At 73.8% G+C, this 12,965-nt stretch carries 11 protein-coding genes; 5 read left to right on the plus strand and 6 right to left on the minus strand.

Features of this window, described 5'->3' with window-relative positions; all coding sequences use genetic code 11:
* Positions 1 to 79: 79 nt before the first annotated feature.
* The 3 genes from ACZ4Z5_RS10890 to ACZ4Z5_RS10900 all read right to left on the minus strand — a co-directional run bounded on the left by ACZ4Z5_RS10890 (position 80) and on the right by ACZ4Z5_RS10900 (position 4,644).
* Positions 80 to 1,051 (minus strand): SCO1860 family LAETG-anchored protein, encoded by a 972-nt coding sequence (locus tag ACZ4Z5_RS10890; RefSeq protein WP_468259790.1) that lies wholly within the window; start codon positions 1,049 to 1,051, stop codon positions 80 to 82.
* A gap of 854 nt (positions 1,052 to 1,905) precedes the next feature.
* Positions 1,906 to 2,997 (minus strand): amidohydrolase family protein, encoded by a 1,092-nt coding sequence (locus tag ACZ4Z5_RS10895; RefSeq protein ID WP_468259792.1) that lies wholly within the window; start codon positions 2,995 to 2,997, stop codon positions 1,906 to 1,908.
* Between the two features lie 237 nt (positions 2,998 to 3,234).
* Positions 3,235 to 4,644, minus strand: a complete 1,410-nt coding sequence (locus ACZ4Z5_RS10900; protein ID WP_468259795.1) for a M64 family metallopeptidase — start codon at positions 4,642 to 4,644, stop codon at positions 3,235 to 3,237.
* A 120-nt stretch (positions 4,645 to 4,764) separates the two neighbouring features.
* Here ACZ4Z5_RS10900 and ACZ4Z5_RS10905 point away from each other — a divergent pair, with 120 nt between their 5' ends.
* The 5 genes from ACZ4Z5_RS10905 (at position 4,765) to ACZ4Z5_RS10925 (ending at position 10,044) form a co-directional block, all read left to right on the plus strand.
* Positions 4,765 to 6,108 carry a helix-turn-helix domain-containing protein gene (locus ACZ4Z5_RS10905; protein ID WP_468259798.1) on the plus strand — a complete coding sequence of 448 codons (1,344 nt, stop codon included), beginning with the start codon at positions 4,765 to 4,767 and terminating at the stop codon, positions 6,106 to 6,108.
* Between the two features lie 338 nt (positions 6,109 to 6,446).
* Positions 6,447 to 6,917 carry a GNAT family N-acetyltransferase gene (locus ACZ4Z5_RS10910; RefSeq protein WP_468259800.1) on the plus strand — a complete coding sequence of 157 codons (471 nt, stop codon included), beginning with the start codon at positions 6,447 to 6,449 and terminating at the stop codon, positions 6,915 to 6,917.
* A gap of 216 nt (positions 6,918 to 7,133) precedes the next feature.
* Entirely contained in the window at positions 7,134 to 8,144 is a 1,011-nt protein-coding gene (locus ACZ4Z5_RS10915; RefSeq protein WP_468259803.1) for a hypothetical protein, read from the plus strand.
* Positions 8,141 to 9,382, plus strand: coding sequence for a sensor histidine kinase (locus tag ACZ4Z5_RS10920; RefSeq protein WP_468259806.1), 1,242 nt, complete (start codon positions 8,141 to 8,143; stop codon positions 9,380 to 9,382). The genes ACZ4Z5_RS10915 and ACZ4Z5_RS10920 overlap by 4 nt, the downstream gene beginning before the upstream one ends.
* Positions 9,379 to 10,044, plus strand: coding sequence for a response regulator transcription factor (locus ACZ4Z5_RS10925; RefSeq protein ID WP_468259809.1), 666 nt, complete (start codon positions 9,379 to 9,381; stop codon positions 10,042 to 10,044). Before ACZ4Z5_RS10920 ends, ACZ4Z5_RS10925 begins: the two co-directional genes overlap by 4 nt.
* Positions 10,045 to 10,063: 19 nt before the next feature.
* On the opposite strand, the gene ACZ4Z5_RS10930 is transcribed toward ACZ4Z5_RS10925, so the two are convergent.
* The 3 genes from ACZ4Z5_RS10930 to ACZ4Z5_RS10940 form a co-directional block, all read right to left on the minus strand.
* The gene (locus tag ACZ4Z5_RS10930) at positions 10,064 to 10,456 is read right to left on the minus strand and encodes a hypothetical protein (RefSeq protein WP_468259813.1); all 393 of its coding nucleotides are present in this window, start codon (positions 10,454 to 10,456) and stop codon (positions 10,064 to 10,066) included.
* A gap of 99 nt (positions 10,457 to 10,555) precedes the next feature.
* A complete protein-coding gene (locus ACZ4Z5_RS10935; RefSeq protein ID WP_468259816.1) occupies positions 10,556 to 11,998 on the minus strand; it encodes an NCS2 family permease in 1,443 nt (480 codons plus the stop codon).
* 199 nt (positions 11,999 to 12,197) lie between these two features.
* Positions 12,198 to 12,788, minus strand: coding sequence for a TIGR03086 family metal-binding protein (locus ACZ4Z5_RS10940; protein WP_468259818.1), 591 nt, complete (start codon positions 12,786 to 12,788; stop codon positions 12,198 to 12,200).
* Positions 12,789 to 12,965 lie beyond the last annotated feature (177 nt).

A 12,965-nucleotide genomic window follows, 5' to 3' on the forward strand; every position in this document is an offset into this window, starting at 1 on the left:
CCTACGCGTCACCCGCCGCCTCCGGCGGTCCGGCGGCCGTCCCCGCCGGGGCCTCTGGCCGGCGCGGGGCCGCCGGGTTTCAGGAACGCGCGCGGCGTACGACGACGAGGGCGGTGGCGCCGCCCACGAGGAGGACGGCGGCGCCGCCCGCGAGGTAGGGGGTGGCGGAACCGCCGCCGGTCTCGGCGAGGTCGGCCTCCGTCGGTCCGGTGGCGGGGGCGGCCTTGACGGTGGTGGTGCCGGAGGCGGTCTTCGCCGGCGCGGGCGACGCGGACGGCACCGGCTGCCCGGCTGCGGGCTGCTCGGCCGCGGGCTGCTCGGTCCGGGCGGTGGGCGACTGGCAGGTGGCCTCGGCGAGGGTGATCGTGCCCTCGACCTCGGCGACGTTCAGCTTGAGGGGGTTGACGGACACCTTCAGGCGCAGCGCGGTGGCGGCGGCACTGCTGGTGGTGGTCTGCGTCGCGGACAGATCGAGGGTGACCTCGCCGACACCGGGGACCCGGACGTTCGTGGGACCGCCGCTCGACAGCGTGGTCTTCTTGCCGAGGACGGTGACCGCGCCCAGTACGTTGGCCTCGGCTCGCGGCGCCTCGCCCGCTTCGCAGACCGCCCGGGCGGTGACCTTCTCGGCCTCGATGAGGGAGAGCAGTGGCAGCCCGGGGACGTGGACCTTGGCGCGGACGAGGGTGACGCGACCCTCGGCGCGCCCCTCGGCGGCGGTGGCCGCCGCGGTGGCGACGTCCGCCTTCAGCACGCTCACCGGCTTTCCGCCCTCCGCCCCGTCGAGCGTGACCGTGAGGGCGGTCTTCTCCGCGCTCGCGGGAGCCTGTACCTCGTTGAGGGTGGCCGTGAGCGGCACATGGACGGTCTTGTCGAGCAGCGAGACGTCGATTCCGGTGCGCAGCACGGCCGCTCCCGCCTTGCCGTCGCCGGTGGTGGCGTGGGCAGGTGCGGCGGTGGCGAGCAGCGCCATGGGGCCGGCGGCGAGCACCGCGGCAGCCGCGACGGCGGCCGAACGGCGTGCGGGCATACGGAAGGTGTCGCTGTTCACGGTGGTGGACCCCCACGGAAGGTGCGAACCGCCGGCGAGTACGCGAGTGGCGGCTGAGACACCCGAATACTTACGCACCGAGAGTGAACGGTCAGCCACATGGCGTGCGTTCACCCCAAAGGGGGATTCCCGGGCCTGCATTCGAATATCCCGGTACGGGTGTTCCCGCGCGCGGCCCACGGTTCACCCTCACGGGGCGGGCCGGGGGCGGGCGCCGCGCGGACCGCCGTCGGGCGGGAACGGGCGCGAATTACGTCAACGAGTGGGGCGGCGTCGGCGTCACGGTTCGTCAACCGGGTGCGCGGGCGGCCGTACAGGCCCTTTCCCGGGCACGGTCACCGGCGGGCGCGGCCCGAAGAGCCGGTCCGGAGCCGAGCCGGAACCGAGCCGGAGCCGAGCCGGAGCCGACTCGACGGCGCGGACGGCCGCACCGGACTCCGCGCCGCAGCGGTGCGGCGGCCGGTCAGCGGGCCGGTTTTCCCGCACACCGGCTCCGGCCACCAACCGTCGGCCGGACACCGGGCGCGGGTCGGTCGCCGTGCTCCCGGGCGCGACCACGGCCGTCGCCGGGAGGCGGCCGAGCGACCACCGCCGGCCCGCGCGCAGGCCGGAGCGCACCCACCGGACGCGCCGACCCCGACCCCGGTCCCTCAGCCGTGCCGGCACTCCGCCAGTGCGGCCGCCATCGGGCCCGGCCCGGGACTGCCGGCCCAGGCCGACAGCACCGGACAGCAGCGCGACCGCCCCGGCCCGGCCGCCACGCGTCACCGCGAGCCGGACCATCCCGTCGGGCCGTGCCGGCACGGCCGGGGCCGGCACGGCCGGGGCCGGCACGGCCGGGGCCGGCACGGCCCTCAGCCGATCACCCGTCCGTTGAGGACGATGCGGCGCGGGGCCGCGAGGACGCGTACGTCGGCGCGCGGGTCGTCGTCGTAGACCACGAGGTCGGCCGGGGCGCCCTCCTCGAGTGCCGGGCGGCCGAGCCAGGCGCGGGCGGCCCAGGTCGTCGCGGAGAGCGCCTGGAGCGGCGGGATACCGGCGGTGACCAGTTCGGCGACCTCCGCGGCGACCAGGCCGTGGGCGAGGGAGCCGCCCGCGTCGGTGCCGACGAACACCGGGATGCCGGCGTCGTAGGCGGACCTCACCGTGTCGTAGCGGCGCTCGTGGAGCCGTCGCATGTGGGCCGACCAGATCGGGAACTTCGCCTCGCCGCCGTCCGCGAGCTGCGGGAACGTGGCGATGTTCACCAACGTCGGCACGATCGCGACGCCGCGCTCCGCGAACAGCGGGATCGTGTCGTCGGTGAGGCCGGTGGCGTGCTCGATGCAGTCGATGCCGGCCTCCACGAGATCCTGGAGGGACTCCTCGGCGAAGCAGTGCGCCGTGACCCGGGCACCGAGCCGGTGCGCCTCGGCGATGGCCGCCCCGACCTCGCCGCGCGGCCAGCAGGCGCCGAGGTCGCCGGTGTCCCGGTCGATCCAGTCGCCGACGAGCTTGACCCAGCCGTCGCCGCGCTTCGCCTCCTGGGCGACGTAGGCCACGAGGTCGCCCGGTTCGATCTCATGGGCGTAGTTGCGGATGTAGCGGCGGGTGCGGGCGATGTGCCGCCCCGCCCGGACGATCTTCGGGAGGTCGTCGCGGTCGTCGATCCAGCGGGTGTCGGACGGCGATCCGGCGTCCCGGATCAGCAGGGTGCCCGCCTCCCGGTCGGTGATCGCCTGTTTCTCCGCGGTCCCGGCGTCGACGGGGCCGTGCCGGTCGAGACCGACGTGACAGTGCGCGTCGACCAGTCCGGGCAGCGCCCAGCCGGTGACGGTGACCGCGTCGTCGGCGCCGGCGGGACGCTCGTAGGTGATCCGGCCGTCCACGGCCCACAGCTCGTCCCTGACCTCCTCGGGACCGACGAGCACCCGCCCCTTCACATGCAGCACCACGTGATCGCTCATGGGCAGCACTGTACGAGCCCTGCCGCCCGGTCCGGCAGGACGGGACCCGGACCGGACAGCGAGGGCCGCTCGGCAGGAGGCTGCACGGGACCCGGACCGACCGCAAGGACCGGACAGCAGGAGCCCGGACAGGACCCGGACCGGACCGCAAGGACCGGACAGCAGGAGCCCGGACGGGACCCGGACCGGACCGCAAGGGCGGGGCCGGACGTGGGCCGGGCCGGGCGAGCACGGGTGCTAACGGCGGACCATCCAGGTCTCGGAGGAGGTGAGACTCCGGGCGACGGCCGGGTCGCGGACGGCGCGGGTGCGGTCCGTGACGACGACGGTGAGCGAGTGGAGCCGGTTGTGCCGGGCGCCCAGGTGGAGGTCGGCGATGCGGACGGAGGTCCGGCCCGCGAGGGAGCGCAGGCGCTTGCCGTCGAGGTACCACTGGATGTCGAGTTGCGGAGCGCCGACGAGTCGGGGCACGGCGACCGTGGCGGCGTCCCACCTGCGCAGCACGCGGTCGGTGGGGGTGAGCGGGGTGGTGACGGACGCGTGCCGGTAGAAGCCCGCGATCATCGATTCGCGGCCGGGCAGGTTGAAGGGCTTGTCCAGGACCCGCATCAGCGAGGCGTCGGTGGGCCGGTTGAGTCCGGTGGCGAAGTAGCCGCCGCCCTCGTACGCGCCGACCGTGCCGCCGTCGGGCGAGGTCTCGCCGAGCCAGCGGTACCACTTGGCGCGCTGCTCGCGCAGGGCGTCGGTGCCGAGCGTGGAGACGTTGGAGTCCTCGGGTTCGGGACCCTCGTAGTGCTCGTAACCGGGGACTCCCGCGTAGAAGTACTCGTCGGCGAGCTTGCCGAGGGAGTGGCCGGTCTCGTGGATGGCGATCTGGCCGGACTTGGGGTGGCCCGAGGAGGCCGTGGAGATCCCTTCGTAGCCGAGCGTCTCGCTCGGGACGTTGTAGCCGGCGCCGCCGTACTTGGTGCTGTTCGCGAGGACGAGCACGAGGTCGGCCTCGGGCGCGAGCGCCACGTAGGAGTCGACCTCGTCCTCGTCCACGCAGAGCAGCCGCTCGATGTCCTCGCACCAGAAGTACGAGCCGAGCGCCGTGTCCTTGGCCGTGTCCCGGTCCGGATCGCCGGAGACCCCGGACTCGCGGGACACGGCGTCGACGGTCCAGACGTTGAAGAGGTTCCGGTAGGTGGTGTACGGCTCCACCGAGGTGATCTCGGCCCACTTCGCGCGGGCGTCGGCGTGGAACTTCTCCAGTTCCGCCGCGGTGTACCCGTCGCCCACCACGACGACGTCCAGACGGTCGGCCGAGGGCCCGTCGCCCGCAAGCCGGGCGACCGTGCCGTCGGCGGCCCGCTCGGCCGGGCTCGGCGGAGCCGTTATGCGGCCGGCCGGGCCGCCCGAGGAAGCCGGGACCCGGATGCGGCCCGACCCCGCCGGTGTGTGCCCGTGGCCGTCGGCGCCGGCGTGCTCCGGGCCGGGTATCTCGACCTCGACGCGCTCCGAGGACGCCCGCTGCGCCGGGGCGGGTTCGGCGGCGGCGGGCGGTCCGGCCGAGAGGGCGAGAACGGAGGCGATCACGGCGACGGCGGCCGCCGATCCGCGCAGGGAAGCGTGCAACGGGTCCTCCAGGAAAGGCGAGTTAAGCATCTGTATCAGCATGCTTAATCGAACACTTAACAACACGCTTAAACTAGAGGCCCGTTCGATGTCGCACAATGCCCGCGCGGCCACGCATCGGCGTCGCACTCCGCGAAGGAGGTCCGCACCATGGACGAACCATCCGTCATCGGACAACGCGTTCAACAGCTCCGCACCGCGAGGGGACTGACACAGCGTCGGCTCGCCGAGCCGTCCTACACCGCCGCCTATGTCTCCACCCTGGAGGCCGGCCGGGTCCGGCCCTCCGAGGCCGCCCTGCGATTCCTCGCCGAACGGCTCGGCACCACGTACGAGGAACTGGCCACCGGACGTCCCGCCCATCTCGCGACCTCGCTGCGCCTCGCGCTCACCGACGCCCGCCGGCTGCTCGCCACCGGCACCCCCGACGAGGCCGCCGCGAGCTACCGCGCCCTGCTCGACGAGGCCGGGCGGCTCGGGCTGGACGCCGAGCGGGCCGAGGCGCTGACCGGGCTCGGCGAATGCGCCCTGGAGAGCGGTGAACTCACCGAGGCCCGCGAGCACTTCGAGGCCGCCGAGCAGCTGCTCGGCGGCGAACCCCTGCCGCGACGGGTCCGCGCCCTGCGGGGCCGGGCCGTCTCCCACCTGCTCGCGGGCGAGCTGCGGTACGCCTGCTACCTCCTGGAGACGGCGCTCGACGAGCTGGCCGCGCGCGGACTGCACGACCCGGACGCCCTTGTCCTGCTCTACGCCGCGGTGATCGCGCCCTACATGGACATGGGCGCCCAGGCCCGCGCCGCGCACGCCGCCGAACTGGCCCTGGCACTGGCCCCGCAGGTCTCCGACCCGGCCCTGGTGGCGGGAATGCACCGGAGCGTCGCCAGGACCCTCCTCGCCGAGGGCCGGATCGCCGAGGCCGACGCCTCGCTCGCCAAGGCACAGGATCTGTACCAGCAGTTGCAGACCCGTACCGAGCTCGCCCACTGCCACTGGATGCGCGGCTATGTGCACGCCCAGGACGGCGACCTGGAGGCCGCCGAGCAGGAGCTGCGCACGGCGCGGAACATCCTCGCCGCGCGGCGGGCGACTCTCTACACGGCCCAGGTCGAGGTCGAGCTGGCCGATGTGCTGCGCCGCCGCGGACGCCCGGGCGAGGCCGCCGAACTGCTCTCCCGCCTCCTCGAACTCGGCGACGGGCGCGGGGCGGTGCACGCCGCCGGGGCGCACCGGCTGCTCGGCCTCATCGCCGAGGACGAGGGCGCAGACGAGCGCGCCGAGGAGCACTACGTGACCGCCCTCGCCCTGTTGGAGCCCAGCGGTGCCGCCGGCGACCTCGCGGACCTGTGCCGACAGCTCGGCGACCTGCTGCGCCGCACGGGCCGCATCGAGGCGGCGCTCGACGCGTACCGCACGGGCCTCGGCCACCGCGCGACCCCGGGCACGACCACGCTCGGCCCGGCGCCGACCGCGCCCCCGTTCCGGCGCCCGGCCTGACAGCGGCCGATCCGACAGTCAGGCCGGCCGACGGCGCCGGGAGCCAGCGACGCGGCGATCAGCGAGACCTGGGCGGCCACCGCGCTGCCGACCGCGACCCGTTCGACGGGTACGCCCGTCAGGCGGGCGTAGGCCGCACGTGCGGCGCTCACGGACTCCATGCTGCCCGCACCGGCCGGGCTGCCTGCGGCGTTCTCGTCGATCAGCGCCTTGATCGCCTCGCCCGCGCGCCGGGGCAAGATCAGGGACGGGCGGCATGCGGCGAGAATCGGACATTGCGCGGCGAGAACCAAGCGACGGGCGGTGAGAACCGAACCAAGCACGGCGAGAATCGAACGATGAGAATCGAACTCCGCCCGGTCCAGCCGTCCGACCTGCCCGTCTTCTTCTCCCTGATGCAGGACGCCGAATCGGCCCGGATGGCCGCGTTCACCCCCGAGGACCCCTCCGACCGGGCCCGGTTCGACGCCCACTGGGCGCGCATCCTCGCTTCCTCCGACGTCAACCGCACGGTGCTCCTGGACGGCTCGGTCGTCGGCCATGCCGCGGTGTACGGGCCGCCGGGCGAGCGGGAGGTCACCTATTGGATCGACCGGGCGTACTGGGGGCGCGGCGTGGCAACCGCCGCGCTGCGCGAACTGCTCGCCCTGGTGCCCGAACGTCCGCTGTACGCCGGGGCCGCGGCCGACAACACCGGGTCCCTGCGCGTGCTGGAGAAGTGCGGCTTCGTCGTGACCGGGCACGACCGTGGCTTCGCCCATGCGCGCGGGGAGAACATCGACGAGGTGGTCCTCGCCCTCCGCGGCTGAGGACAAGGGGGACGGGGTCCGGCGACGGCCTCGGCCGGGGGCCCGGACGGGCAGCTCCCCGGACCGGCCGCCGGGCCGTACACGGGTCCGGCGACAACGGCCGCCGCCGACAACGCCGTTGACGACACCCTTGACAGTCCGTCTCCGCCGTCCGGCGGAGACGGATCATCACCACGCACGACGTGGGCACCACCACCGGCCGGAATGCTGGTCGACATGACCCGGACATCCCTCGCCACCGTCGGCACGCCGACCGCCCGGCGCGCCGGCCGCCTGCCGGCCCTGCTGCGGCTCGTCACCGTCCTCTCCTGCGTCCCCTACCTCTCCCTCAAGTTCGCCTGGATCGCCGGGAGCCACCTCGGCATCCCCGAGGGCAGCGTGCTCCTGGAGGACCCGGGCACGATGATCGTCGCGAACGGACTCACCGTGCTCATGGACGGCGCGGTGGTCGTCCTGGCCCTGCTGCTCACTCAGGACTGGGGCCGGCGGGTGCCCGCCTGGCTGCTGGTCCTGCCGATGTGGGCCGCCACCGGCCTGCTCGTTCCGATCATGTTGGGCTTCCCCGCGCAGGTGCTGCTGCGCCTCGCAGGTGCACAGGTCGCCACCGCGAGCGGTCCGGGCCGCGAGCCGTTCCTGGAGGAGTGGGTGTTCTCCGTCGTCTACAGCGGCTTCATACTCCAGGGTCTGGCCCTCGGAACCCTCTTCGTGCTCTACGCGCGCGACCGCTGGGGTCACCTGTGGCGGGGAACCGCCGACGAGCTGCCCGACGAGCCGCCGGCGCCGGCCCTGCGTATCGCGGCGGTCGCCGTCGCGCTGCTCTCCCTGGTACCGGTGACGTTCCACCTGATCTGGGCGTCCGGTGGCGACGCGGGGCTCGCCGGGGCCCTGGCGGATGGGCGGACCGCCGACGCCCGGGTCCTCGACGGATTCCACGCCCTGTACGCGCTGTGCGCCGCGGCCGGCGTGCTGATGCTCGCCTTCCGCAGGGGCGCCGGCCGGCCGGTGCGGGTGCCGCTCGCGCTGGCGTGGGTGGGATCCGGCACCGTGGGCGCCTGGGGTGGCTGGATGATGCTGTCCTTCGTGCTGGAACCGGGCGATGCGCAGCAGGGCCCCACGGCGCTGATGGTGCTGGTCTACGCTGTCCGGATGATCATCGGCATGCTGGTCGTCGCCATGGGCGCCCGTTTCCTCGCCGAACGCGGCTCGGCGGCGCGGCACGCCCGGTGACCCTGCTGTTCGATGCCCGGGCGCGGCTGCGCTGGGTCCATCTGATCCTCGGCGGCGCCCTCCTGATGCCGTACTGGCTGGCCGGGTCCGTGATCGTCGTGATGTTCGCGGGCGCGGAAGCCGGCTGGCTGTTCGGTGCCTCGACGGCCATGCAGTTCGGGGCGTACGCGGTGGCCCTGCCGATCGCCGCCCTCACGGCGTCGGTCTTCCCGCTGACCCGCCCGATGTCGGTGGCCGCCGCCCGTGCCATGTGCGGGCTGCCGGCCACCGCGTTCGCCGACGGGCCCGCCCGGTCCCCTCAGGCGAGGGCGCGTACGGCCGGCTGGTTCACGCTGCACGTGGGACTCGGCGGGCTGGTCAGCGGGATGTCCCTGGCCGTGCCGCCGTTCGCGGTGGCACTGCTCGTCCTGCCGTTCTCGGCCGCGCTCCGCGACTCCTTCCTCGCCGAGTACTGGGCGATGGACGCACCATGGGCCCGGCTCGCCGCGGTGCCCGCGGGGCTGTTGATGCTGCTGGGGCTGGCGGGCTGCGCCGCGGCGGCCGGCCGGCTGCTCGCCCGGCTCGCGCCGGTGCTGCTCGGGCCGACGCCCGCGGACCGGCTGGCCGCCGTCGAACGGCGGGCCGCGGAGCTCGCGGTGCGGAACCGGCTGGCCCGTGAACTCCACGACTCGGTGGGACACGCCCTCAGCGCGGTCACGCTGCAGGCGGGTGCGGCCCGGCGCGTCCTGGACACCGACCCCGGCTTCGTACGCGAGGCGCTCGTCGCCATCGAGGAGACCACCCGCCGCACCGTCGGCGAACTGGACGCCGTCCTCGGCCTGTTGCGGCAGGGCGACGACGGGCACGAACCGACCGGCCCCACGCTCGACGCCCTGGACACCCTGCTGACCGCGGGCGGAGTGGAGGTCGGTCTGACCACGCGCGGAAGCCTCGCGGAGGTTCCGGAACCGCTGTCCCGCGAGGCGTACCGCATCGTCCAGGAAGGGCTCGGCAACGCCCTGCGGCACGGCGGTGGTGCCGCGCCCGTCACCCTGCGGATCACGGTCGGCAACGAGGAACTGGAGATCGTCATGGAGAATCCGCTGCCGGCCCGCCCGCCGGTGGTCCGGCCGGGAGGGCGCCGCGGGCTGCGCGGAATGGCCGAACGGGCCGAGCTGCTGGGCGGCACGGCCGTGGCCGGGGAGCACTCCGGGGTGTGGCGGCTGACCGCACGCCTGCCGCTGGGAGGGGCACGATGAGCGGGATCCGGGTCGTCCTCGCCGACGACGAGCGGATGGTCCGTACGGCGCTGCGGGTCATCCTGGACGCCGAGGACGACATGGAGGTCGTCGGCGAGGCCGCGACCGGCGCGGCGGCGGTGGCCGTGACCCGCGAACTGCGCCCCGACATCGTGCTGATGGACGTACGGATGCCGGAGATCGACGGGATCCGAGCCACCGAGCGCATCCTCGGCACCCCGCCCGAGGACGGCGCGGCCCTCCCGCGGATCGTCGTCGTGACCACATTCGAGAACGACGCGTACGTCTACGACGCGCTGCGCGCCGGCGCCTCCGGCTTCCTGCTGAAGCGGGCGGCCGCCGACGAACTGGTCCAGGCGGTGCGGCTGGTGGCGCGGTGCGACACGCTGCTCTTCCCCGCGGCGGTACGGGCCCTCGCCGGGGCCCATGCCCCGCGAAGGCCGGCTCCGCCGCCGTGGGCGGCCCGGCTGACCGACAGGGAGGCGGACGTCCTCCGCCTGATGGCGACCGGGCTCTCCAACGCGGAGATCGCCGGCCGCATGGGGGTCGGCCCCGCGACGGCGAAGACGCACGTGGCCGCGGTCCTCGCGAAGACCGGGACCCGGGACCGCACCCAGGCGGTGATCGCCGCGTACGAGTCGGGCTTCATCACCCCGCGCTGACCGTCACGGCGTCACGGCGTCACAGGCCGAGCAGCGCCCGCAGCTGCCCCTTCGCCGGAGCGCCTCCCGCACCGGGGGACGCCTCGGCCTCCTCCTGCGTGTGCACGAGCTCGGCGAGCGAGATCCTGACGTGGCAGAGATTGTGCCCCTCGGAGAGCTTGACCAGCCACCCGCCGTCCCCGACGCGGAAGACGCTGCGGCCCGGCGTCCTGCCCCGACGCCCCATGTCGTACGGGACGTACGTGCGCGCGATGTCCTCCGCGTCCGCGACCGCCTGCGCCCGGTCGCCGTCGACCGGGCGGGTCTCCACCGGCCACCACTGGTGGGTCGCACCGACCGTGCGGGGGCCGGTCCAGGTATGGAAGGTGTCGCTCACTTCGACGAGCACGTGCCATGCGGGGTCATTGATCACAAGGGGCCATCTTAGGACGTCGCATTCCGGCCCGGCAGGCCAACCCGAGAATCGGGTGGATAAGTGGATAACCGGACGGACCGGGAATCCCGGCCGCGGTCAGTCGATGCCGAGCAGTTCCCGGAGGGGCACGATGGCGAAGTAGACGGTGAAGAGGGCGGCCGCGCCCCACAGCAGCCAGTGCACGTCACGGGGGCGGCCGAGCACCGTCTTGATGACGACGTAGGCGATGAAGCCGGCGCCGATGCCGTTGGTGATCGAGTAGCTGAACGGCATCACGGCGATCGTGAGGAACGCCGGGATGGCGACGTCCCAGCGTTCCCAGTCGATGAACCGCACCTGGGCCATCAGCAGGAAGCCGACGGCGATCAGGGCGGGCGCGGCAGCCTGGGCGGGGACCACCGTGGCGATCGGGGCGAGGAACATGGCGGCGGCGAACAGCGCCCCGGTGACCAGGGACGCGAAGCCGGTGCGGGCGCCCTCTCCGACACCGGCCGCGGACTCGATGTACGAGGTGGCCGAGGAGGAGGACGCGGCCCCGCCCGCGACGGCGGCGGCACCGTCGATGAACAGGACCCGGCCCAGGTTCGGGACCCTGCCCTTCTCGTCCAGGAGTCCGGCTTCGTTGGAGACGCCGACGACGGTTCCCATGGTGTCGAAGAAGTCGCTGAGGAGCAGGGTGAAGACCAGCAGGACGAGGGTGATGGCCCCCACCTGCTCCCATGCGCCGAACAGGCTGAACTGGCCGACGAGCCCGAAGTCGGGTGCCGCGACCACCTGGCTGGGCACGGCCGGGATGGTCAGGCCCCACGCCGCCGGGGGGATGGTGGCCAGTTCGTTGACGACGATCGCGACGACGCTGGTGACGACGATCGAGATGAGGATGGCGCCCCGCGTCCTGCGCACCATCAGGGAGATCGTGAGCAGCACGCCGAAGCAGAACACCAGGACGGGCCAGCCGGACAGCTGACCGTTCGCGCCCAGCTGCACCGGCACGGTCCCCTGCTCCCCGGGGATGCGGGTGACGAACCCGGCGTCGATGAAGCCGATGAAGGCGATGAAAAGACCGATACCGACGCTGATGGCCTGTTTGAGGGCCTGCGGGATGGCGTGCATGACCGCCTCCCGCAGACCGGTGACGACGAGCAGGCAGATCACCAGGCCTTCGAGGACGACCACGCCCATCGCGTCGGGCCAGCTCATCAGAGGGGCGAGCTGGAAGGCGACCACGGCGTTCAGCCCCAGTCCGGCGGCGAGCGCGAGCGGGAGGTTGCCGCCGAGGCCCATGATCGCCGTCATCACGGCGGCCACCAGCGCGGTCGAGGTGACCAGCTCGGGTCCGGAGAGCTCGTCGCCGAACTTGTCCCGGGTGCTGCCCAGGATGATCGGGTTGAGCACCAGGATGTAGGCCATGGTGAAGAACGTGGCGAAGCCGCCCCGGACCTCCCTGGTGACGGTCGAGCCGCGTTCACTGATCCGGAAGTGGCGGTCGACGGCGTTGAGGTGCGCGGGCCGGTCGGTGACCTGCTCTGACCCTGGCATGTGTCTCCTCGGTGTACGGGGATCGTCTGGCGGGGCGTGCTGGATTGTTCCCCGCCCGGGGCCCGTTCGGGTTCCGACGCGTGGCAGCCGCGGCCGGTGTCCTCCGTGTGGCCATCCCCGTATGGCCGTCGTGCGGGCGGCTCGGCGTTCCCGGCGCGGGGACCGGTACCCGGCTGCCGCCGGGTGCGTCTCGGGCGGCTCAGCGCGCGGGCCGCCAGGAGGGCTCCCGGCCGCTGAGCCCGATCACCCGGTCCAGCAGGGGCGCGTCGGCGGGTACGGGCACGACCGGGCCGAACATGCCGGACCTGTCGGGGCTTTCGGCAAGGGGCTCCAGGAACGCGAGAACGGTCCGGAGGCTCGCGTCGTCCCCGTCGTACTCCTGACCGGTGGCGCGCGCAAGGTCCCAGCCGTGGACGACGAGTTCGTCGAGGGCGACCCGTCCGGCGATCTCACCCGGGAGGGGGACGCCCCCGGCCCGGGTCTGCCCTTCCCAGGCGTCCGGGTGGCTCCATGCCTCGGCCAGTTCCTCGAACAGCCGCGGGAGCCGGGTGCGCCAGTCGCCGGGCGGCTCCGGCAGTGCCCCGACGCCCGGCGGGGTGTCCGTGGTGGGCCCCAGGTCCTTCCGGGCCGCGTCCCGGAAGGCGAGGGCGAGTCCGGTGAAGTGCCCGAGCAGATGCCGCACGGCGTAGCCGGGGCAGGGAGTGGGACCGTCCAGTTGGCCGTCATCGATGTGCTCCAGCAGCCGGGTGACCCGGTGGGTGGCCGGCCGGAGGTCGATCGCGGTGGTCATGAGTGTCGTCCTCTCGTGTGTTCGGAGTGGTGGCGGGGCTCGTGTGTCGGGCTCGTGTCGGTCCTGCGTGTCGGGCTTCCCGTGTCGGGTTCTCGTGCCGGTTCGCGTGCCGGAGGCGCCGTCGCGGCGGCCCTCGAAGGGTGGACCCCCGCCGCACAGGGAACTCATCGGCGGCCA

This window comes from Streptomyces sp. NPDC030222 (assembly GCF_055573115.1).